The organism is Anaerostipes sp. AF04-45, assembly GCF_003461725.1.
Classification (GTDB): Bacteria; Bacillota; Clostridia; order Lachnospirales; family Lachnospiraceae; genus Anaerostipes; species Anaerostipes caccae.
The window spans coordinates 139,460-159,323 of record NZ_QTXQ01000008.1; the positions used below are offsets into that span (position 1 = coordinate 139,460).

26 protein-coding genes are annotated in these 19,864 nt (G+C 43.9%); 5 read left to right on the plus strand and 21 right to left on the minus strand.

What is annotated here, in order from left to right; translation table 11 throughout:
• Positions 1-10: 10 nt before the first annotated feature.
• Positions 11-244, minus strand: coding sequence for a FeoA family protein (locus DWV34_RS12995; protein WP_006568796.1), 234 nt, complete (start codon positions 242-244; stop codon positions 11-13).
• A gap of 113 nt (positions 245-357) precedes the next feature.
• Here DWV34_RS12995 and DWV34_RS13000 point away from each other — a divergent pair, with 113 nt between their 5' ends.
• Complete coding sequence (locus DWV34_RS13000) at positions 358-810, plus strand: metal-dependent transcriptional regulator (protein ID WP_009288798.1); 453 nt, start codon at positions 358-360, stop codon at positions 808-810.
• 16 nt (positions 811-826) lie between these two features.
• Here the strand turns inward: DWV34_RS13000 and DWV34_RS13005 are convergent, their stop codons facing one another.
• From DWV34_RS13005 to DWV34_RS13085, 17 genes are all read right to left on the minus strand, one after another.
• On the minus strand, positions 827-1,432 hold the full coding sequence (locus DWV34_RS13005) for a manganese catalase family protein (RefSeq protein ID WP_006568794.1): 606 nt from the start codon (positions 1,430-1,432) through the stop codon (positions 827-829).
• 3 nt (positions 1,433-1,435) lie between these two features.
• Positions 1,436-1,696 (minus strand): spore coat protein CotJB, encoded by a 261-nt coding sequence (locus DWV34_RS13010; RefSeq protein ID WP_006568793.1) that lies wholly within the window; start codon positions 1,694-1,696, stop codon positions 1,436-1,438.
• Positions 1,693-1,959 (minus strand): spore coat associated protein CotJA, encoded by a 267-nt coding sequence (locus tag DWV34_RS13015; protein ID WP_022260865.1) that lies wholly within the window; start codon positions 1,957-1,959, stop codon positions 1,693-1,695. The genes DWV34_RS13010 and DWV34_RS13015 overlap by 4 nt, the downstream gene beginning before the upstream one ends.
• Positions 1,960-2,111: 152 nt before the next feature.
• Positions 2,112-2,627, minus strand: coding sequence for a ferritin (locus DWV34_RS13020; protein ID WP_009288801.1), 516 nt, complete (start codon positions 2,625-2,627; stop codon positions 2,112-2,114).
• 66 nt (positions 2,628-2,693) lie between these two features.
• A complete protein-coding gene (gene putP / locus DWV34_RS13025; protein ID WP_009288802.1) occupies positions 2,694-4,211 on the minus strand; it encodes a sodium/proline symporter PutP in 1,518 nt (505 codons plus the stop codon).
• A gap of 102 nt (positions 4,212-4,313) precedes the next feature.
• A complete protein-coding gene (locus tag DWV34_RS13030; RefSeq protein WP_006568789.1) occupies positions 4,314-4,502 on the minus strand; it encodes a PspC domain-containing protein in 189 nt (62 codons plus the stop codon).
• Positions 4,503-4,515: 13 nt separating this feature from the next.
• On the minus strand, positions 4,516-5,277 hold the full coding sequence (locus DWV34_RS13035) for a DUF4097 family beta strand repeat-containing protein (protein ID WP_118476429.1): 762 nt from the start codon (positions 5,275-5,277) through the stop codon (positions 4,516-4,518).
• Positions 5,274-5,954, minus strand: coding sequence for a DUF1700 domain-containing protein (locus DWV34_RS13040; protein WP_009288805.1), 681 nt, complete (start codon positions 5,952-5,954; stop codon positions 5,274-5,276). The genes DWV34_RS13035 and DWV34_RS13040 overlap by 4 nt, the downstream gene beginning before the upstream one ends.
• Positions 5,947-6,273: a PadR family transcriptional regulator gene (locus DWV34_RS13045; RefSeq protein WP_009288806.1), complete on the minus strand. Its 327-nt coding sequence runs from the start codon at positions 6,271-6,273 to the stop codon at positions 5,947-5,949. Before DWV34_RS13045 ends, DWV34_RS13040 begins: the two co-directional genes overlap by 8 nt.
• A 180-nt stretch (positions 6,274-6,453) precedes the next feature.
• Complete coding sequence (locus tag DWV34_RS13050; protein ID WP_009288807.1) at positions 6,454-6,753, minus strand: PTS sugar transporter subunit IIB; 300 nt, start codon at positions 6,751-6,753, stop codon at positions 6,454-6,456.
• 67 nt (positions 6,754-6,820) lie between these two features.
• A complete protein-coding gene (locus tag DWV34_RS13055) occupies positions 6,821-7,861 on the minus strand; it encodes a zinc-dependent alcohol dehydrogenase (protein ID WP_158565689.1) in 1,041 nt (346 codons plus the stop codon).
• A gap of 1 nt (position 7,862) precedes the next feature.
• Entirely contained in the window at positions 7,863-9,017 is a 1,155-nt protein-coding gene (locus DWV34_RS13060; RefSeq protein WP_118476433.1) for an iron-containing alcohol dehydrogenase, read from the minus strand.
• Positions 9,010-9,474 carry a PTS sugar transporter subunit IIA gene (locus DWV34_RS13065; RefSeq protein ID WP_009288810.1) on the minus strand — a complete coding sequence of 155 codons (465 nt, stop codon included), beginning with the start codon at positions 9,472-9,474 and terminating at the stop codon, positions 9,010-9,012. Before DWV34_RS13065 ends, DWV34_RS13060 begins: the two co-directional genes overlap by 8 nt.
• A gap of 81 nt (positions 9,475-9,555) precedes the next feature.
• Positions 9,556-10,218 (minus strand): class II aldolase/adducin family protein, encoded by a 663-nt coding sequence (locus DWV34_RS13070; protein ID WP_118476435.1) that lies wholly within the window; start codon positions 10,216-10,218, stop codon positions 9,556-9,558.
• A 17-nt stretch (positions 10,219-10,235) separates the two neighbouring features.
• Positions 10,236-11,285 (minus strand): alcohol dehydrogenase catalytic domain-containing protein, encoded by a 1,050-nt coding sequence (locus tag DWV34_RS13075; RefSeq protein WP_006568780.1) that lies wholly within the window; start codon positions 11,283-11,285, stop codon positions 10,236-10,238.
• 65 nt (positions 11,286-11,350) lie between these two features.
• Positions 11,351-12,643, minus strand: coding sequence for a PTS transporter subunit IIC (locus tag DWV34_RS13080; RefSeq protein WP_006568779.1), 1,293 nt, complete (start codon positions 12,641-12,643; stop codon positions 11,351-11,353).
• A 24-nt stretch (positions 12,644-12,667) separates the two neighbouring features.
• Complete coding sequence (locus DWV34_RS13085) at positions 12,668-12,976, minus strand: PTS sugar transporter subunit IIB (protein WP_022261136.1); 309 nt, start codon at positions 12,974-12,976, stop codon at positions 12,668-12,670.
• A gap of 272 nt (positions 12,977-13,248) precedes the next feature.
• Between DWV34_RS13085 and DWV34_RS13095 the strand changes: the two genes are divergently transcribed.
• From DWV34_RS13095 to DWV34_RS13105, 3 genes are all read left to right on the plus strand, one after another.
• Complete coding sequence (locus DWV34_RS13095) at positions 13,249-14,019, plus strand: DeoR/GlpR family DNA-binding transcription regulator (RefSeq protein ID WP_009288814.1); 771 nt, start codon at positions 13,249-13,251, stop codon at positions 14,017-14,019.
• Between the two features lie 94 nt (positions 14,020-14,113).
• The gene (locus DWV34_RS13100) at positions 14,114-14,542 is read left to right on the plus strand and encodes a helix-turn-helix domain-containing protein (protein WP_118476439.1); all 429 of its coding nucleotides are present in this window, start codon (positions 14,114-14,116) and stop codon (positions 14,540-14,542) included.
• Positions 14,539-15,147: an ATP-dependent Clp protease proteolytic subunit gene (locus DWV34_RS13105; RefSeq protein ID WP_118476441.1), complete on the plus strand. Its 609-nt coding sequence runs from the start codon at positions 14,539-14,541 to the stop codon at positions 15,145-15,147. The genes DWV34_RS13100 and DWV34_RS13105 overlap by 4 nt, the downstream gene beginning before the upstream one ends.
• 126 nt (positions 15,148-15,273) lie before the next feature.
• Here the strand turns inward: DWV34_RS13105 and DWV34_RS13110 are convergent, their stop codons facing one another.
• The 3 genes from DWV34_RS13110 to DWV34_RS13120 form a co-directional block, all read right to left on the minus strand.
• Positions 15,274-16,575 (minus strand): glycoside hydrolase family 10 protein, encoded by a 1,302-nt coding sequence (locus tag DWV34_RS13110; protein WP_118476462.1) that lies wholly within the window; start codon positions 16,573-16,575, stop codon positions 15,274-15,276.
• Between the two features lie 101 nt (positions 16,576-16,676).
• Entirely contained in the window at positions 16,677-17,957 is a 1,281-nt protein-coding gene (gene aroA, locus DWV34_RS13115) for a 3-phosphoshikimate 1-carboxyvinyltransferase (RefSeq protein ID WP_118476443.1), read from the minus strand.
• Between the two features lie 2 nt (positions 17,958-17,959).
• Positions 17,960-19,069, minus strand: coding sequence for a prephenate dehydrogenase (locus DWV34_RS13120; protein ID WP_009288819.1), 1,110 nt, complete (start codon positions 19,067-19,069; stop codon positions 17,960-17,962).
• Positions 19,070-19,239: 170 nt separating this feature from the next.
• Between DWV34_RS13120 and DWV34_RS13125 the strand changes: the two genes are divergently transcribed.
• Positions 19,240-19,821 carry an HD domain-containing protein gene (locus tag DWV34_RS13125; RefSeq protein ID WP_009288820.1) on the plus strand — a complete coding sequence of 194 codons (582 nt, stop codon included), beginning with the start codon at positions 19,240-19,242 and terminating at the stop codon, positions 19,819-19,821.
• Positions 19,822-19,864 lie beyond the last annotated feature (43 nt).

The following is a 19,864-nucleotide window of genomic DNA, read 5'->3' on the forward strand; positions in this document are numbered from 1 at the left end:
TCCTCCTGTTTTAAATTCTCACTACGATATCTTTCATATCTTCAGAACGTATCGCGATTACCGCACCTCTGATCAAAAAAGCTGCCGGGTCTCCTGCCGGGCTCTTCCCGACGCATTCTATCTTCGTGTCCTTCACCAGTCCAATGTCCAGAAGCCTCCTGCGGATGCTCCCCCTGGTTTTAAGTTCTTTTACCACTGCCGTTTCACCCGGATTTAATTCATTTAAACTGCAATTCTGACTCATAAAATGATTCACTCCTTAATATCTATTAGGATAGGGAAACTTTATTTCTCAATGCTATTATATTGAGGGACAAAAGAAAGCGTTACAATATTTTTAGGAAAAGGAAGCGGCTCATGGAAAAAAGAGAAGGATTTTATACACTAAAAGGATATCAGAACGGAGAAGCCCACAATATGACGGCCTCCATGGAAGATTATCTGGAAATGATCTGCCGCCTGCTCCTGACAGAAGAAGTCGTCAGGGTAAACCAGCTGGCCCACATGCTCCATGTCAAGCCTTCCTCTGCTTCAAAAATGGTAAAAAATTTAAAGGGTCTGGGATATCTCTTATCTGAAAAATACGGATATATCCGGCTCACCGACAAAGGCAGAAAAGCCGGGGATTATCTTTTATTCCGGCATGATATCCTGAACCGTTTTCTGTGCATGATCAATGAAAGTGAAGACGAACTGGAACAGGTGGAAAAAATTGAACACTTTATAAATGAAAAGACCATTTATAATATAGAAAATTTTCTAAAAATCCACGAAAAAGAAAAACGGCAGAACAAAGGTCCTGCCGTTTAAAACGAGAAAATGCGTTTTATTTTGTTTTACAGTCGAAAGCCGGGTTGAAAGCATAGAAGTTTTTAGAATCGAGATGATCCTGTACTCTTCTCAGGGCCTCACCGAATCTCTGATAATGCACGATTTCCCGTTCTCTCAGGAAAGCGATCGGATCTCTGACATCCGGGTCTTTAATCAGACGAAGCAGGTTGTCATACGTCGTTCTGGCTTTCTGCTCAGCTGCCAAATCTTCATTCAAATCGGTGATCGGATCTCCGACAGACTGGAAGAAATCTGCTTTAAAAGGTTCTCCGCTGGCTGCCTGAGGCCAAACACCGGTTGTGTGATCGACATAGTACTGGTCAAACCCAGCCGCCTGAATTTGTTCAGGAGTCAAATCACGTGTGAGCTGATGAACAATAGAACAAACCATTTCCAGATGGGCAAGTTCTTCTGTTCCAACATCTGTTAGCACGCCGCATACTTCTTTATACGGCATCGCAAATCTCTGTGAAAGATATCTCATGGATGCGCCCAGCTCACCATTCGGTCCGCCGTATTGAGTGATGATGACTTTCGCAAGCATCGGATCACATTTTTTGATGTTGACTTTATATTCCAAACGTTTCTCATAATTCCACATAGTCTAACATCCCTCCTTCTGCCAAGGCCATTTCGTGGTTGCCCAGGTGAATGTGTCAGTGATCTCTGCAGAATCAATGGTTAATGGCTCAAAGTATTGGGAATACTCTTTAACAGCCTTATTTCTGGCACACTGGTACTGATTAAAGTGACTGATTGCCTCCTGGTCATCCGGATGGGTATCCAGGTACAGTGTCGTATCGATCAAGGCAAAGCTGACTGCATCAATATATCTCAATAATTTTTCCTGATCATATTTATTCATCGTCTGCACCCCGCTTTCCCATAAAATGGTTTGTTAAGTTCCGGGAAAATGGTACCGCATGCCAATCCCTCTTCAGGGCAATAGATCTGATCCCAATGCTGCCACGGCACATATGCCATTGCCAGTGCCATGGAATCCACGCCGTCATGGCGGTGACCGTAATTACCATTTCTTTTCATTTTTGAATTATAACCGCATGTTCGGTCCATCTCATATGGTGCCGGCTGTCCGCATGAGCATCTCTGCTGATTGTATTTTTCCAACGAATTATCTCCTTTCAATTCTGATAATATCAGTTTATGTGAACATCCATAGAATGTGCAGAACAGCTTTTATTTATATTATGAGATCAGAGTCATGAACGCCAAAAAAAGGATTGCCTAAAAAGAAGGCAATCCCGGAAAATTTTATAAAATTATAATACCGTCATTGACGGAGCGGCATAGACTCTTGTCTGAAGCTCTGCGTCCAGCATATATAAGCCTTTCGGATCAGTCCCAAACATTTCAAATTTTTGAACGAGGGAATCCGTATTGTTCTCCTCTTCCATCTGCTCTTTCACAAACCAGTCCAGGAACTGCATACTCCTGAAGTCCTTGCACTGATATGCCGCATCATAAATATTGTTGATCAGAGACGTAACATACTGCTCATGCTCCAATGCTGCTTTGAGCGGGTCCGCCGGTTCTTCAAATCTCTTATCCGGTTTTGCCACTGCCTCCAGTGTTACTTTGCAGCTATTTGCCTGGAGATACTCCATAAATAAAATCGCATGGTCTCTTTCTTCCTGTGCCTGAATCTTAAACCAGTTGGCAAATCCGTCCAGATTTTTGTCCACATAGTAGTTGGACATATCTAAATACAGATAGGAAGAATAAAACTCCTTATTGATCTGATCGTTCATCAATTCTGCTACTTTTTCATTTAACATACTGTGCTTCCCCTTTCTTTATGTAAAACTTACCATATCCATATCATAACGCATAAATTTCAAACTTTAAAGAGGCTTTCTTGCTTCTTCAAATTCTTCCTGCATTTCTTTGGTCGGTTCTTCTGTCAGGAGACTGACAACGATGATCAGCAGAGAAGACACGATAAATGCAGGCAGCAGACAGTAAATCTCAAAAATTCCGCCCAGCTTCGCAAACGTATACGGCCAGACAAGGGCGATGACACCGCCGCTGACCATTCCTGCAACTGCTCCCTTTAAATTGGTCCGCTTCCAGAACAGAGCAAATAAGATCAGCGGGCCAAACGCTCCGCCAAATCCTGCCCAGGCATTTTCCACCAGCTTAAATACTGAGCTGTTTTCATCCAGTGCAATGATAACTCCGATGGCAGCGATGACGACCGTAGTAACCCTGGAAATAATCAGGATTTTTTTCTCAGATGCTTTTCTTTTAAAGAATCCCTCATACATATTTTTCGATACACAGGAAGAAGCGATCAACAGCTGGGAGTCTGATGTACTCATGGTCGCTGCCAGAATTCCTGACAAGATAATACCCGCAAAGAGCAAAGGAATAATTCCCTTAAACAGGTGCATTGTCATATAGATAAAAATTCTCTGATTTCCGCTGCCTGCAAGCTCCGCTACGTTCGGATAAAGAGCCGCTCCGGTAAATCCGATGCACACAGCTACCGTCAGTGAAATCAATACCCAAACCATAGCGATCCTTCTGGATTTTTTGATCTCATTAACGTTCTTGATGGCCATAAAACGTACAAGGATATGTGGGACACCGAAGTATCCGAGTCCCCATGCAAGCCCTGAAAGGATGGGGATTATGCCTTGGGATACGGCATGTCCGGTGGCCGGATCATGATATTTCATAACATCAAAGAAGCCTTCCATAGTCTTTCCGTGTTCTACAATATTTCCAACGCCGCCCACAGCCGCGACACCCACGATCAGGACTGTGACGATCGCAAAGGACATCAAAAGCCCCTGGATCAGGTCTGTGGTGCTGGCGGCAAGGAATCCGCCGATCGATGTATAGATAACGATAACTGCCGCGCAGGCGATCATGCTTGCCTGGTAATTGAGCCCGAATACTGAGTTAAACAGAGTTCCGCAGGCAGCAAATCCGGATGCTGTATAGACCGTAAAACAGATCAGGATCATGATGGATGAGACAAACATTAAGATCTTCTTCTCATCTTTGAATCGGTTGCTGAAAAAGTCGGGAACCGTGATAGAGTTGTTGGAAACTTGCGTATAGCGGCGGAGACGTTTTGCAACGATCTTCCAGTTCAAATAGGTTCCTAAGATCAGGCCGATGGCAGTCCATCCCGCCTGGCTGAAGCCGGATGCATAAGCCAGTCCCGGAAGTCCCATCAACAGCCAGCTGCTCATGTCAGAAGCCTCGGCGCTCATTGCCGTAACCCAGGGACCGAGTCCTCTTCCTCCCAGAAAATAGTCTTCAGAAGTCTTATTCTTCTTGCTGTAAATCACTCCGATGTACACAACCATTGCCATGTAGGCAATCATGGCGATCAAAATTGGTGTTTTCATATGATTTCTCCTCTTTGTCAAAATATAAGACCAAGCCTTTTGACTTGGTCTTTTTCGGATAATATTATATCATAGCTTTGACAACGGATGCAATTACTATTTTTAATACCTTCTCTCGGGTATGATGACTGCCGCCACAATGTAAACCAAGATTCCGGTTCCTGAGCATCCCAACAGTACGGCGCCCAATCGTACCAAGGTCGGGTCCACATCAAAATATTCTGCAATTCCTCCGCAGACGCCGCAGACCATTTTGTCCTCTCTTGATTTATATAATCGTTTACTGCTCATGAAAATCTCCTCCTTAAATATTGTTCAAAAAGTCTATGTTAATGTCTCCGCTTCCGCATTGAACATCAATAAATTTGGTCCCATTTCCCCAGGTTCCTTCTTTATTGCTGTGTTCCAGTTCGTGTCCGTCAAAGACTACGTCTCCACTTCCCACATTAATATTATACCTGTAATTAACCCTGCTGTCCCATATGTCCGCCTCTATATTCCCGCTTCCGCACTGAATATCAATATTATCAGACTTGATTCCGGACAATTTGATGTCTCCACTTCCGCACTGAATCCTCATTCTTTTGGATTTCAATTCCTCTGATACAAAATCTCCGCTCCCCACATCCAGACTGAAATCATCCAGGTTTACATCTTTTGGTATGCTCAAAACTGCCTGTTCATATCCATAATCAAAGAAAAAGGGACGGTGAACCGAAGATTTTGACCGGATCGTCAGCTCATTGAGGCCCTCTTTTAGCTGAGATTGAAACAGTTTGCGGCTTCCTTTTGTAGTGAGCACGATCTGACTTCCTTCTCCTCTGACAATGGACAGATCCCTGCTGCCTACCTTTATTGTTATCTTCTTTACTTTGTCTTTCGGAAATTCCAGCCGCTCTGCCTCCTCATCCTCATATCTGCCTGAGTAGCCATTTACTTTATCTCTCACATAGTGATAAGTATCCGTAAAGGAAAATCCCATCGCCGCCGCTGCGATAATGCAGCCTGCTCCTGCAACTGTAAATAACAGACAGATGATCAGACAGACCTTATAAAATTTTTTCATGCTTCTTCTCCCCCTTTATGAAACAGCCTCCGGATCAAATTCACGACTCCTCTGATCAAAGGCGGAAATACTGTTACGAGGATCCAGACAAAAAGTACACTAAACAAGAGTCCCACTGCCATCATGATCAAACCGCCGCCGCACATCATAAATCCTGTGGGAAGCTGTGTGAACATCTTTACGATTCCGGCGGCGAATACACCGAAGCCTCCTGCCAGGAGCCCCACACTGATTCCGGCAACCCCGGATATGAACCCGAAAAATATACCGACAATTCCGACGGCTGTTCCTCCGATCACACCGATCAGAGGAAGACCGAGCACCACCGTGCCCACAACGATCAACACAATAAGAATGAGATTCCGGTCCCGGTTTCCTTTGAAATGAAATCCCGATTCTTTCTTTGCCTTCTCAGGCATCTTCGTGTTCTCATCATATCTCTGGTTGTGATATCCGTTTTCTGTATATTCTTCTTCCCCGGTCGTCCCGTTCAGTGAATCCCGGATCATAGCGGCAACTTTTTCAGGGCTCCCTAATTCCTCGATCACCTGCTGTTCACGTTCCGGCCCTGCCTCCTCAAAATAATCCACATAATATCCAATTGCATCATCCCGTTCTTCCGGCGCAATGTCCTGAAGCAAATATGCCAGTTGGTCCAGAAATTCTTTTCTACTCATGGACTGCTCCTCCTTCAAATATTTTCGTAATCTTAAATGAGTAAGATTTCCACTCTGTCTTATACAAGTTCAGCTGGATCATACCCTGACTGGTCACTTTATAGTACCTGCGGTTCCTTCCGTCGCACTGCCTGTCGTATACTTCCAGGCAGCCTTCATTTCTGAGTCTGCGCAGCACGGGATACAAAGTGGACTCTGATACATCCAGGACTCTTCGTACATCCTGGGTAATCTTATACCCATAGGACCCTTCTTCTTCTTTTGAGACTACTGCGAGGACAATGGCGTCCAGCAAAGCAGCTCCTGTATTAAATACCATAGACACGCTCCCATATCATAATATTGTGGTCAAAATATCTTTTGACCCTGATATCATATTGTTTTTTTATCAATACTATATGATATATAATATACTTAATTTTATAATATGTCAATAAAAAAGAAGCATATCGCTTTGCTGTGATATGCTTCTTTTTTATGTTTCCTTCTATTCCGCATTTTAATTTTTTAGAATGTCGAGTATTGTTTCTTTGATTTTCTCTACTGTCTTATCCCTCTTTATCCCTGTTATAAATGAAGTAACATTGATGATTGGACAAGGGACTTCTCCCCGGTAATTGTTCGTAACAAAAATAATGTCCATACCGTCGGAATTGGCCGGTATATCTGAAATGGAGCATTTTGTAAGCTGAACTCTCACCCCCAGTTCGTCAAATATTTCCTGAATATTGCCTGCCGCAACCGTTGAAGTTGCAATCCCGCTTCCACAGGCTACCATCGCATTGATCAGTCTGTTCATAATCTCTCCCTTCTGTGTGTTTTCGTTGTTTATTATTATATAATAACTGCACACAGATAGAAAGTCTTTATGGCCTCAGCATGATTTTAAATCCATTCCTGCTTTCCGCTTTTTGGAATGCTCTGTCCCATTGTTCCAGAGGATAGCTGCCGCTGATGAACTTTTTAAATTCGTCTTGATGTTCGCTTAACAAGTTTAAAGCTTCATGCCATCCTTTTGGAGTGGAGGAACAGGACGGAAGAACTTTAATCTGGCTGCCAAAAACTTTTGTCATATTGACAGAGTAGCCTGTGCTTGATTCATCAATAGCTCCGACCACAATCCTTCCCAGCTTTTTCACCACATGAAAAGTTCTTTGAAAAACAGCTTCTTTCCCTACCGCATCAACCGCCATATCCGCGTATCCGCCGAAATAATCTAATATATTTTTCGGCAGTTTCTCATCATTGATAAAACATTGGATCCCGTAGTCCTGCAAAACTTCCATTCTGTGTCTGGAATGTTTCGTTCCGACGATCACAGGGACCGCCCCATTTGCCCTGACTGTCATTGCACAGCAGGCGCCGATGGGTCCGGGACCAAAAATTACTGCTTTTTCTCCTCTCCTGATCTTTCCTATTTCTTCGACAATTCTTACAGAACATGCCAGAGGCTCCGTAAGGGCAGCCGTATCCAGAGGCAGCTCCTCCGGAATCTTTATGGCATTTTTCGCGGGACAAACAAGGAATTCTGCAAATGCGCCGTTTATATCAGATCCAATGCCTTTTCTTTCTCTGCAGAGTCCCCAGTTTCCGGTCAGACAGTATTCACATCTCCCACAAGGTTTTACCATCGTATGACAGACAACTCTGTCACCAACCTCCACATGGTGAACGGCACTGCCCTTTTCCCACACAATCCCGCTGAACTCATGTCCCGGAATCACAGGAGGCCTCAGTTTGCTGTCAGGGACAGAACAATCCATGTGGAACATTTTGATATCTGATCCGCAGATCCCTGCATAGGACACCTTCACTTTTAACCAGTCGTCTCCCGGCAGCCGGGGTTCCGGAAGGTCCATAAGCACCATATCGTTTGGTTTTTCACTGATTCTTTTTAATGCTTTCATATTATTTTGCCAGCTCATACACTTTCCGGATATCTTCTTCGTGAAGTTCTACAAAATGTCCGGCGCACCGGTTTTTGCAGAGAAAGTCCATATCCTCCTCACAGACGCCAAGTTCATGAAGGGTCACAGGCATTCCAAGTGATTTAAAAAATTCTTTTGTTCTCCGGATTCCCTCTAAAGCCACTGCTTCCTGGTCAAAGGGGTCATTTGGTACTCTCCACACTTCTGTTGCAAAACGTACAAACCTCGGTATATCATGTTTATATACATACCGCATCCATGCAGGTGCGATGGTTGCAAGGCCCGCTCCATGAGCGGAATCATACAGCCCGCCGATCACGTCCTGTATCATGTGGCTGGCTAAATCGATCTCACGTCCCACGCCGCAGATCCCGTTGTGAGCAATGACCCCAGCCCACATAATTTCTGCCCTTGCTTCATAGTGGTCCGGTCTCTCCATCACTACCGGACCATATTTTATCATCGTCCGCAAGACACCCTCGCTCAGCTGATCCGTAAGTTCCGTCCCCTTTGTATTGGTAAAATAGCGTTCGATCACATGCATCATAATGTCTGTAATCCCGCACGCCGTCTGATATTTGGGCAGACTGAACGTCAGCTCCGGATTCTCTATAGCATAGGCAGGACGAAATACTTCGCTGTGCAGTCCTACTTTTATATTATGTTCCTCGTCTTTTAACAGACATGCCTCGGAGCCCTCGCTCCCGGATGCCGCAATCGTTACAATGGCCCCAATGGGGAGTGCCTTTTCAAACGGAATATTTTTTTGGAAGTGCTCCCAAAAATCATCCCCGCACAGCGCCCCTGCTGCAGTGGCTTTGGCCGTATCAATACAGCTTCCTCCGCCGATAGCAAGAACCGAGTCCACTTTTTCTTCTTTTGCTGTTTCTATACATTTCAAGGTATAATCAAGCCTGGGATTTGCCTTTACACCGCCTGCTTCTACAAATTCAATCTGTCCTTTTGCAAGCGTTTCTTTCACCCGGTCGAGAATACCTGACCTTAGTTCCGGACCGCTCATATGAAAAATCATGACCTTTCTTGAACCGATCCAGTCAAGCAGTTCTCCCAAATTATCCTCTGCATTTTTTCCAAAACAAAATTTCGTGGGACTGTAAAATGTAAAGTTATCCATTGCTTCTCCTTTCCTGATCTGTCCATTTTCTCTGAAGTTCGTTCTCCAGACTGCTGCAGGACATTGTTTTTGCATCTTTTAACAGTTTCTCATCCTGGACAGTCCCGATAATCTTATTCAGCATTCCCAGCTGATCATCATTAGATTTTAATGCCATATTAAACACAAATTCTGCCTCGGCCTGTCTGGAATCATCCTCCATTAAAGAGAAAGCAACCGGTTTTTTAAGTCTCAGTACACACACCGCAGGAGATATTACATGGACAGAGTCCGTATGGGGAATTGCCACTGGAACCGGTGTATCCAGTCCCGTGGGAAACTGTTTCTCCCTCTCAACACATCCCTCATAAAAACTTTCTTTTACGAGACCTTCCTCATAAAGCTTCTGGAATGTAAGCCTTAATGCCTCTTCTTTGTTTCGAGCCTCACCTTCTATAACAAAAACCTTTTTCATCATTTCCGTTCTTCACCCCTTTCCTTTTCCTAGAAGTGATAAGGGCCTGGACTTTTGATCCGAAGTCCAAACCCATCTGCTATGTTACTGTTTTATGCCGCTTACTTCTTTAAAAACAGAAGATGAAAAATCCATAAATTCTTCCGGCATTGTTTTTACTTTTCCTGCAGCCCTGATGCTTAAATACAATCTGCAGTTTCTTTCAATATTATCGCTGGCCAGCAGTGCCTCATCCATATTTTTTCCCACACCGATGGCTCCGTGGTTTGACAGCAGTACGCCGCCTTTTTCTCCTATGGCTGCTCGTGCAAACTCTGCAAGTTCTGGGCTCCCCGGAGGGGCAAACCCGGCGATATCCACATCTCCGCCGAGTCCAAAGGCCGCTTCAATATCCACCGCCGGGATCATATTAATCCCTTCAACACTGGCTGCCGCAGTGGCATATGGTGAATGAGAGTGTACAATGGCTTTTACATCTTTTCTCTCCCGATAAATTCCCCGATGCATGGTAAATTCAATGGACGGTTTTTTATCCCCCTCTACAATATTTCCGTCCAGGTCTGCCACAACCAGATCCTTTTCTTCCATAATGTTATACGGATAGCTGGACGGCGTGATGACAAACAAATTCTCTCCTTCCACAATGGATGAGACATTTCCTGCTGTACCAAGTACATATCCATTACCGGAAATAATTTTGCAGGCACGCACAACTTCTGATTTTGCTTTGTTTAATGTTTCAGACATTTTTCACCTCCCAATAATCAGTCCCAATTGATGGCATTTTTAATTCCTTCCTGTCTTCCATGGGCTTCCACCGCCTCAATGAGCTGTTCCCATGGGTATTCACCCGTTACAAAAGTATCTACAGGAATTTCGCCATTGATGATCATATCAGCCGCCATCTGCACATGTCTTGGAGTTGTGTGATAGAATCCTGTCAATGTCACCCCATCGTAGTGAATTCTATGTGTGTCGACGGTAATGGTTGTACCTGCTTTGCATCCTCCAAACAGATTGACAAATCCTGCTTTGCGGACAATATTAATTGCATTTTCCCATGCAGCCGGCTGTCCGGAAGCATCAATCGCTGAGTCTGCACCTCGTCCGTCCGGTGTCAGTGCCCGGATTTCTTTCACCGGATCTTCCACACCGGTCAGGTCAAACACAATATCTGTCCCCAGAGATTTGCTGACTTCCAAACGTTTTGCACTAAAGTCTGCATGGATCACTTTTGCTCCCTTTTTCTTCATGAGCATGGCAATCATCAGTCCGATAGGGCCTGCCCCCAGGATAACCACATAGTCACCAAAATGTACCGGAGTCATATCGGCACCGTAGACAGCACAGGAAAATGGCTCTACCAATGCAGCTGCCTTATACGGAACCTGATCCGGGACATGGAACAGGTTTGTTTTCACAATCTGGTCCGGCACTGCCACATACTGAGAATGTCCGCCTTTGATGCGCACCAGAGACTCACATTCCCCGTCATTCCGGCCGATCTTACAGTAATAACAGCTTCCGCACGGCGCCGTATTATGGGTAACTACCCTGTCTCCCACTTTAAATCCTTCTACATCTTTTCCTACTTTTACAATTTCTCCCGCAACTTCATGGCCAAATGTAGCACCCGGTTTTTCTCCCGGATATCCTCGCTTATATGTTTTTACATCGGTTCCGCATGTCAGGGTAACCTTTGTTTTGATCAATACCCCTTTATCATCGATCTCCGGTACCGGAACATCTACAAATCTTACATCTAAAGGTGCATACCATAATGCTGCTTTCATTGTTGCTGGAATTTCACTCATAACTTACCTCCTAATTTGAAATTAATATTTGAAATATTTATCTGCATGCAATAAATAAATACTACCTAGATCAACCCTGCAAACTTTGCAATGATCGCGATGATCACGTTGTAAATGGTATCGCAGACTGTACCAACCACCTGTGCTCCGCCGGACAGGTCCATAGTCCCGGCCGCCTTTACTACCAGTGTTGTAAGCCCTGCCATAAAGCTCATGGCAATCAGCTCATATACAGTAACCATAATTGCTGAGATCAGTGTCTTCAGTACATTACCTTTGGATGCCCATGAAGAAACGGTCGTCGTGTAAACCATGCCGCCTACAAGGCCAATGGGAAAGAAATTCACTCCCGGAACGATAAATCCCAATGCTATCGTAATCGGTATCATGATGACAGCTGTCTGGATAGCGCAGGTATCACCAAGCCCCAGTGCCACGTCCATACCGATATTAATGTCGTATTCGTCTCCAAGCTTTTTCTGCATAAATTCAGAGGCAGCCTGTCCGATAGGTCCCAATCCTTCCAACAAAACAGATACCATCTTTGGAAGCAATACAATGGCTGCTGCAATGGAAATGCTTATGGTCAAAGTATTTGCCGCAGACTGTTTTGTAATAATACAAAGGATGATACCGATCACAAAACTCATAACCGACGTATCTCCGAAAATTCCTAATCTCTTACTGAGGGTCTTTAGATCAAATTTCGTATCTTTGATTCCAGGAATTCTGTCCAGGACCCAGTTTGTCATTTTAGCGATCGGGTAAGCCGTTACCATAGCAAATTGGGTGGTAACGGCCGTTCCCTCCTGTCCGAAATAGTCCTGCCAGCTTTCTGCGGTGGCATCTGCCACCTTCAGCACGATGACCGAACAGACAAGAGCCGCAATCGTTCCCGCAATTCCCGCGGTAATAACGGAAGCTCCTCCGAGTCTCATCGGATAATAAACCATACACGCGGTGATCAAAAAATGCCAGTAATTCCACAAGTCCACGTTTAATGTTTTTGTAAACCGGAATCTCACCAGAATAAAATTTAATATAAATCCCAGCGGAATCACCAGCATCGCAAAGGGTGTTGACCATCCTGCCGCTCCGAGCGCCGGCCATCCGCCGTCGATGACGGTAAATCCGCTCCCAAGATTCTGATAATATCCGGAGATGTTCCCCATCGCTCCGGTAAGGATTCCCAGTGCCGTGTTAATTCCAAGAAATCCAATCCCTACCATTAATCCGTTTCTGACTGCTTTCTTTACTCCTATCCTAAAGTAAAGACCCAGCACTGCTATGACAAACGGCAGCATGGCGGAAGCTCCTACATCCGAAATAAATTTTACTATCGTATTGATCAGTTCCATATAATCCTCCTTTGTTTTCCCACACTATCCATTAATCTTTTCATTCAGACCTGTAATGACATCTTTAATCTCTGCAATCTTTTTGTCTTTTTTTATTCCGGTCAGAAAAGCTGTAACATTGACTACCGGACACGAAATTTCTTCTCTATAGCAATTTGTCACAAACACAATATCCATCTCATCTGCTTTTTCAGATATTTCCGGAACCGTACCTTTTATGATTTTTACATCAATCCCAAGTTCCTGAAATATTTCATGGACTGCATTTGCCGCAACCGTCGAAGTCGCAATACCGCTTCCGCATGCTACCATCGCTCTGATCTCTCTTCCCATAACTTCACCTCCTTACATTTTGATACTTTTATTTCATTTTTTGTTTACTTATTGAGATTTATGATTCTTTTTTGTCGTTTTATTGATTCGTTTGATTCAATATTAATCCTGTTTTCCTCTTTTGTCAACCTTTTTATCTATAAAATTCATATTTTTGATTTATTTATTTCAATTTCGGATAAAATATTGACATCTTTGTGTCATTTCAGTATTATGGTAGAAAGAAATATGATGTCCCATTAGAGTTGTGTTCTGTACAGAAAGGAAAGACTATGGCCAAAAGAGAAAAAAGACTGAATGAATTGTTATCTTATATTAAAACTTATGAGTATGTTCCAATCCCCCAGCTGATGAGCGATTTTAATGTCTCAAAATCAACGATCATTCGTGATCTGTCCATTTTAGATGAACAGGGACTGATTGAGCGGATCCACGGCGGAGCCCGCGCGCTTTCCGATGACCGGATCACAAAATTTAATATTCGGGAAAAGCTCAATGAAAAAGAAAAAACTGCGATTGTGCGCCGTGCCGCAATGCAGGTCCATGACAATGACACAATCTATCTGGATACAGGTTCTACCTGTTTTCTCCTTTACAAGGAGATCACCGCAAAGAATGTCACGGTTTTCACCCCTAATCTGGCGATCATTCATTATGGCCCCCGTTCCAACGTGACACATATTTATGCCCTTGAAGGAGAGGTGTCCACCTCCAACTATTCACTGACCGGCAACCTGACACTTGAAAATATGAAAAGGATCTATCCGGAAAAAATTTTCTTTTCTGCTCTTGGTCTTCACAACCACCATAATCATGAGATCCAATGTGCAAATGAGATTCAGATGAGCACTATAAGGATTATTTGTGAGATGGAAGGGTTAAAGATTCTTATGCTGGATTCTTCAAAGATCGGTCTTCACAAAGCATTCCAGGGAAATCCGGTCCGTGACGTTGACCTGCTGATCACAGATTCCAATATTTTGGCTGAGGATGCCAAAAGTATTCAAAACAGTGCGAAAGAGATGATTGTTGCAGACTTGTGACATATCATGAAAAAGTAAAGCGGGCAGTAAAACAGCATTTTTTATTAAGACACGGAAACTCATACTAATTATAATGATGGAAGGAGGTGAAACTATGAAACAGCAAAAAGAGATTGTAGAAAAAGTCGTGAATTACATTGAGGATAATATCAAAAGAGAAATTAGTGTAGATATAATTGCCAAAAATGTCGGTTACTCAAAATTTTATCTGAATCGCATATTTTCTGAACGTACCGGAATTACCATTTATAAATACCTGCAAAGCCGCAGGCTTACCATTGCTGCGGAAAAACTGATAAAAACAAACGAGCCTATTACAGAAATTGCTTATGAAGCCGGATATGACTCTCAGCAGGCATTTTCACTTGCTTTTAAGCAGTTATATGTATACCCGCCCAAAATTTATAGAAATATGGAGGTTTTTGTGCCAAAGCAAAACAGAATCTCCTTGCGTGGAAATTTCTATTATACACAAAATATTAGATTTATCCGCAGGGTTAAAGAAAAGGAACTGGCCGCATGAGTACAATTCCTTATGTCATTGAGAAAACGAACCAGGGAGAACGAAGCTATGATATTTTCTCACGTTTGCTGTCAGACAGAATTATTTTTCTGGGTGAAGAGGTAAGTGATATTTCTGCCAGTTTAATTGTAGCACAAATGCTCTTCCTGGAAGCCCAGGACCCAGGCAGAGATATTCAACTCTATATTAACAGTCCGGGAGGTTCCGTAACTGCCGGCTTTGCAATCTATGACACCATGAAATATATTCAATGTGATGTTGCCACGATATGCGTTGGTTTAGCTGCAAGTTTTGGAGCGTTTTTATTAGCCGGAGGCACACAGGGCAAGCGAGTGGCGTTGCCCAATGCTGAAATTATGATACATCAGCCGGCTATACATGGCAATGGTATCCAGGGGCCAGCCAGCGATATAAAAATAATGTCTGATTATATGCAAAAGAACAAACAAAGATTAAACAGAATATTAGCTGAAAATACAGGGCGCAGCATCGAAGAAATTGAAAGAGATACTGACAGGGATCATTTTATGAGTGCCGAAGAAGCACTGAAATATGGTCTCATTGATTCTGTTATTTCCAAAAGGCAGAAAAAGCAGCACCTTTGATCTCTGTAAGAAAGACCGGACGCGGAGTGTTTTTATTTCATAGGGAAGATCGTAGAACTTTCCTATGAAACAAAAAAGAGATTATTCAGAATTCTATATTTCTGAATAATCTCTTTAAATTTTTCTTTACTTTAAAACTGTCTTCAGCTGGTTTACTGCTTTCCGGCTGGTCTTACTCTTAAGGTCCTGGTAGTCAAAGAATGCGAATCCGTCCACTTTGTACTTGCGTCCATACTGCACCTGTTTTTTCAGCACCTTCGTGTCACTCTTCCATTCTTTTCTCTCTGCCCGGTCCTGACCCGCATTATGACCTGCCCGGTAGACTCCGATCCCAAGATAGAGTTTCACTTTTTTCTTCTTTGCAGCCTTTACCCATCGTCTCGTCACTTTGTCAAATGCAGCCGTTGGGTGTTTGAATCCCCAGTAGATCTGCGGGCAGATATAATCCACATAAGCCGTGGAGTTCAGCCACTTATAAATATCTACATAATAAGAATACTTGCTGGTCAGATTGTCAATGTTTCCTGCAGGACTGATGCCATAGGTCACGTTCGGATCCACACTTTTGATCGTCTTTTTCATTCTCTTGACCAGATTATTGACCTGAGCCCTTCGGTATGTATAAATGCTTTTTTTCTTTTTTTTGTAGGAAGACTTGTTATATTCTTTAGCATCGAATGTTTTCTTCACATTTTTCTTTGTAAAACTCGGATAGAAATAGTCATCCATATGGATGCCGTCCACATCATACTTCTGGACGATCTCCTTTGCCCCGTTCACGATCAGGTTCTGTACAGCTTTTTTTGATGGATTGTAATAAAGGCTTCCCCCATATGATAATACATTCCTGCGCGTAGACTTTTTCGCATTCCACTTGCGGGCCGGATTGTTCTTTGACAGCTTTTTGTAATTGGTGCTGCCCTTAGTCACCCTGTAAGGATTTACCCATGCTTCAATCGCCATCCCCTTGGAATGTGCCACGGATACCATGATCTTCAGCGGATCATATCCCGGACTTCTGCCCTGTTTTCCTGAGATATATTTGGACCATGGGAAGTACTTGGACTTGTAAATAGCGTCGCCGAACGGTCTTACCTGCACGATCACGCGGTTCATGCCAAGGCTCTTTCCTTTATTTACAACTTTCGTAAAATATTTTTTAAAATTTGATGCGTTATTCTTTTTATAGGCGTCACGATATTCATCATAATCATAAAACGAGAACCAGAAAGCCTTATATTCTTCTGATGCTTTTGTTGTCTTTACCTTCTGTTCTGTCGCTGTCACAGCAGTCTTTGGCTGTACCTTTGCGATCTGATTTCTTCTCTGGGCAGCCCGCACCACTGCCTCACTGCTTAAGCTGACAAACATGGCGCTGGCAATCAGCCACGCAGTCAGTCGCAGGATCTTCACCCTTGATTCTTTCATACTCTGTGATCCTTCCCTTCCCACTATATTGATTCTGTCAATTTTCTGTCACTGCTGTCTCCATTGTATGAAGAATTTTCCAGCTTGTCAATGGAAGAATCCTATTGTCCGGCGAGCATATGTAACTGTTCATAGAAGTTGGGATATGACACGTCCACACACTCTGCATCTTCAATCACTGTCGTTCCCTCTGCATTGATTCCCGCAATGGAAAATGTCATAGCGATCCGGTGATCATACTTGCAGTAAACAGACACTCCTTTCAGAGGATTTCCGCCGCGGATGATCATTCCGTCATCGGTTGCCTCGGCGTCCACTCCCATTTTTACCAGATTGTCTACGGTCAGATCAATTCTGTTGGATTCTTTCACTTTTAGTTCTGCCGCATCTTTAATCACGGTCTCTCCCTCCGCAAATGCCGCCATCAGCGCAATAACAGGAATCTCATCAATCAGTGTGGGAATCAGCTCTCCGCCGATCTCCGTGCCTTTCAGCCTGCTTGTTTTTACTGTAATATCTGCGGTCGGTTCCCCGTTATCGTCTTTTACATTGGACATCGTAAGATCTGCCCCCATAGCTTCACAGACTTTGATGATGCCGTTCCTGGTCGGGTTAATACCGACCTGTTTCAAGGTAATACAAGAATCCGGAGTCACAAGTCCCGCGGCAATGAAAAACGCTGCAGATGAAATATCCCCCGGCACTGCAATATCCGTGGCCGTCATCTCTTTCGGCGGTATCACCGATGCCGTCGTACCCTCAGTCAATACCTGAACTCCGAAAGACTCAAGCATCAGTTCCGTATGGTTTCTGGACAAGGCAGGCTCTGTGACACTCGTTCTGCCGTCCGCATAGAGTCCCGCAAGAAGAACTGCGGATTTTACCTGTGCGGAGGCCACCGGCGATTCATAGCGGACTGCCTTCAATGGTTTTCCGGTTATTTTAAGCGGAGCACATCCGTCTCCATTGACACTCTCAATCTCCGCTCCCATCATGGAGAGCGGCTTCATGATGCGCCCCATGGGGCGTTTGTTTAAAGATGCATCGCCTGAAAGTGTAACTTCAAAATCCTGTCCGCTCAGAATCCCGGAGATCAGCCGGGTCGTCGTCCCGCTGTTTCCCACATCCAGCTGTTTCTCAGGTTTTTTAAGTCCACGGAGGCCGTTGCCGTGTACCGTAACCACTGTGCCTTCCTGTTCTATCCTGACTCCCATTGCCCGGAAACAGTCTATGGTAGCCAGGCAGTCCGCACCGGATAAAAAGTTTGTGATATGTGTCGTTCCCTTTGCCAGAGACCCGAACATGACTGCCCTGTGGCTGATGGATTTATCTCCGGGTATGGATATCGTGCCTTTTAGTCCTTCTACTTTCTTAAGTTTCATTTCTAGTTCCTTTCATATACACTGTAATTTTTATCCTGCAGTATCTCTCTGGCGCGTTTGGCAGAGACATCATCGTAGAGCATAATCTTTAAGACACCCTCTTCAAACTCCCGGTTATGGATGATTCCGATATTTTTAATACTGATATTATTAAGCGCCAGCAAAGTCGTAGTCGTAGACAAGGTTCCCGGCTCATCCGGAATATCTACAAATATCTCATAAGATTTTTCCATCAGTCCCACAGCACTGTCCGGAACGGTCTCCCGGTACTCTCCTGCCTCTTTAAAATACTCGTTCAGATAACTGTGGTCGTCTCTGTCCAGCGCATGGATCATTTCGGAAATGCTGTCTTTGATCTGCACTAAAAGCTCTTTTATATTTTCCTTATTGGAAAGACTGATCTGCTCCCAGACAACGGGAGAGGATGATGCAATCCTTGTGATATCCTTAAAGCCGCCGGCTGCCAGCTGTTTTAAGATGCCGTCTTCGGTGTCCATATTTTTCACCGTATGTACCAGTTCTGCCGCCATAATATGCGGGACATGACTGATCGCAGCGGTAAAAGCATCATGGCGTTTTGCGTCCAGAAGGATTGTCAGTGCACCCAGTTCTTCTATGAAAGATGTAAATTCTTTCACCTTTTCTGCATTTACTTTCTCTGTCGGCGTTATAAAATAATAGGCATTTTCAATCAAACGGTCAGAGCTATAAGAAAATCCGGCTTTTTCCGAACCTACCATAGGATGTCCACCGATAAAACAGGCCTCCATGTCCAGTTCTTTTACTTTTTTATGAATCCCGCCTTTTACGCTGCCTACATCGGTCACGATGCATCCCTCTTTCAGATTTGGCTTCAGCTGCTCTAAAAACTGGAGGTTATGCTGCACCGGCGCACATAGAAAAATGTAGCTGCATTCGGAAAAATCTCTGTTAAGTTCCGCCGCCGGACGGTCGAGAACCCCTTCCTCCACAGCCTTTTTCAGTGCTTCTTTGTCCGTATCATATCCGATCACCGTATAATTCGGGAATACACGGCGTACATTTTTGGCAATGGAACCGCCGATGAGTCCAAGCCCGATAAATCCGATTGTAAAATTCGTCTCTGTTGACATATAGATCGCTCTCCTTGTGTTGATTGATATGGTTCATTTTACCGTGGCGATAGGGAAAAGTCAACACACCGTCACTTTAAAGCACCAAAGTATAGAATTCCTTCATTGACCGCATCATAAAAATGATTTATGATAAGTATGTAGAAATGTCCGCAAAAAAGGAGAAACCCATGTTTGAAAAAGCCATTATCTTTGCAACGAAAGCCCATTCCGGCCAGAAGCGAAAGGGAACCGATATCCCGTTCATGATCCATCCACTGGAAGTCGCCTCGATCGTTGCCGGCATCACGCCGGATGAAGATATGATGTGCGCTGCGGTCCTCCACGATGTCATCGAAGACTGCAGAGATGTAACAGGAGAGGATATACGCCGGGAATTTGGGGATAAAGTAGCGGATTATGTTCTGATGGAAAGTGAAGATAAGAGCAGATCCTGGATTGAAAGAAAACGTCATACAGTGGATTTTTTAAAACACCGTGCAAAACGTCCTGCCAAAGTCATTGCCCTTGGGGACAAGCTAGCCAACGTCCGTTCTCTGGCCAGGGACTACAAGCTTCTGGGAGACGAGCTGTGGCAGCGCTTTAATATGAAAGATAAGAATATGCAGGGCTGGTATTACAAAAGCATGATCGAGTGTTTTAAAGAGTTTTCTGATTATCATGAATACAACGAGTACTGCTGTCTGGTTGAACAGGTGTTTAAAGACACCATTGATATTGATATAGAGGATGAAAAAACAGGCGTGAGATAAATATTTCACGCCTGTTTTCGCTCTCTGAGCCGAACCCCAAAGC

Excerpts from the sequence above, each read along its gene's own strand:
- DWV34_RS13120 (WP_009288819.1), bottom strand. The coding sequence starts at position 19,069 with ATGTCAACAGAGACGAATTTTACAATCGGATTTATCGGGCTTGGACTC.
- DWV34_RS13085 (WP_022261136.1), bottom strand. The coding sequence starts at position 12,976 with ATGGGAAGAGAGATCAGAGCGATGGTAGCATGCGGAAGCGGTATTGCG.
- DWV34_RS13105 (WP_118476441.1), top strand. The coding sequence starts at position 14,539 with ATGAGTACAATTCCTTATGTCATTGAGAAAACGAACCAGGGAGAACGA.
- aroA (WP_118476443.1), bottom strand. The coding sequence starts at position 17,957 with ATGAAACTTAAGAAAGTAGAAGGACTAAAAGGCACGATATCCATACCC.
- DWV34_RS13070 (WP_118476435.1), bottom strand. The coding sequence starts at position 10,218 with ATGTCTGAAACATTAAACAAAGCAAAATCAGAAGTTGTGCGTGCCTGC.
- putP (WP_009288802.1), bottom strand. The coding sequence starts at position 4,211 with ATGAAAACACCAATTTTGATCGCCATGATTGCCTACATGGCAATGGTT.
- DWV34_RS13035 (WP_118476429.1), bottom strand. The coding sequence starts at position 5,277 with ATGAAAAAATTTTATAAGGTCTGTCTGATCATCTGTCTGTTATTTACA.
- DWV34_RS13110 (WP_118476462.1), bottom strand. The coding sequence starts at position 16,575 with ATGAAAGAATCAAGGGTGAAGATCCTGCGACTGACTGCGTGGCTGATT.
- DWV34_RS13065 (WP_009288810.1), bottom strand. The coding sequence starts at position 9,474 with ATGATGAAAAAGGTTTTTGTTATAGAAGGTGAGGCTCGAAACAAAGAA.
- DWV34_RS13125 (WP_009288820.1), top strand. The coding sequence starts at position 19,240 with ATGTTTGAAAAAGCCATTATCTTTGCAACGAAAGCCCATTCCGGCCAG.
- DWV34_RS13000 (WP_009288798.1), top strand. The coding sequence starts at position 358 with ATGGAAAAAAGAGAAGGATTTTATACACTAAAAGGATATCAGAACGGA.
- DWV34_RS13030 (WP_006568789.1), bottom strand. The coding sequence starts at position 4,502 with ATGAGCAGTAAACGATTATATAAATCAAGAGAGGACAAAATGGTCTGC.
- DWV34_RS13010 (WP_006568793.1), bottom strand. The coding sequence starts at position 1,696 with ATGAATAAATATGATCAGGAAAAATTATTGAGATATATTGATGCAGTC.
- DWV34_RS13020 (WP_009288801.1), bottom strand. The coding sequence starts at position 2,627 with ATGTTAAATGAAAAAGTAGCAGAATTGATGAACGATCAGATCAATAAG.
- DWV34_RS13055 (WP_158565689.1), bottom strand. The coding sequence starts at position 7,861 with ATGAAAGCATTAAAAAGAATCAGTGAAAAACCAAACGATATGGTGCTT.
- DWV34_RS13005 (WP_006568794.1), bottom strand. The coding sequence starts at position 1,432 with ATGTGGAATTATGAGAAACGTTTGGAATATAAAGTCAACATCAAAAAA.
- DWV34_RS13095 (WP_009288814.1), top strand. The coding sequence starts at position 13,249 with ATGGCCAAAAGAGAAAAAAGACTGAATGAATTGTTATCTTATATTAAA.
- DWV34_RS13080 (WP_006568779.1), bottom strand. The coding sequence starts at position 12,643 with ATGGAACTGATCAATACGATAGTAAAATTTATTTCGGATGTAGGAGCT.
- DWV34_RS13100 (WP_118476439.1), top strand. The coding sequence starts at position 14,114 with ATGAAACAGCAAAAAGAGATTGTAGAAAAAGTCGTGAATTACATTGAG.
- DWV34_RS13050 (WP_009288807.1), bottom strand. The coding sequence starts at position 6,753 with ATGAACAGACTGATCAATGCGATGGTAGCCTGTGGAAGCGGGATTGCA.
- DWV34_RS13045 (WP_009288806.1), bottom strand. The coding sequence starts at position 6,273 with ATGGTATTTAATACAGGAGCTGCTTTGCTGGACGCCATTGTCCTCGCA.
- DWV34_RS13060 (WP_118476433.1), bottom strand. The coding sequence starts at position 9,017 with ATGGATAACTTTACATTTTACAGTCCCACGAAATTTTGTTTTGGAAAA.
- DWV34_RS13075 (WP_006568780.1), bottom strand. The coding sequence starts at position 11,285 with ATGAGTGAAATTCCAGCAACAATGAAAGCAGCATTATGGTATGCACCT.
- DWV34_RS13040 (WP_009288805.1), bottom strand. The coding sequence starts at position 5,954 with ATGAGTAGAAAAGAATTTCTGGACCAACTGGCATATTTGCTTCAGGAC.
- DWV34_RS12995 (WP_006568796.1), bottom strand. The coding sequence starts at position 244 with ATGAGTCAGAATTGCAGTTTAAATGAATTAAATCCGGGTGAAACGGCA.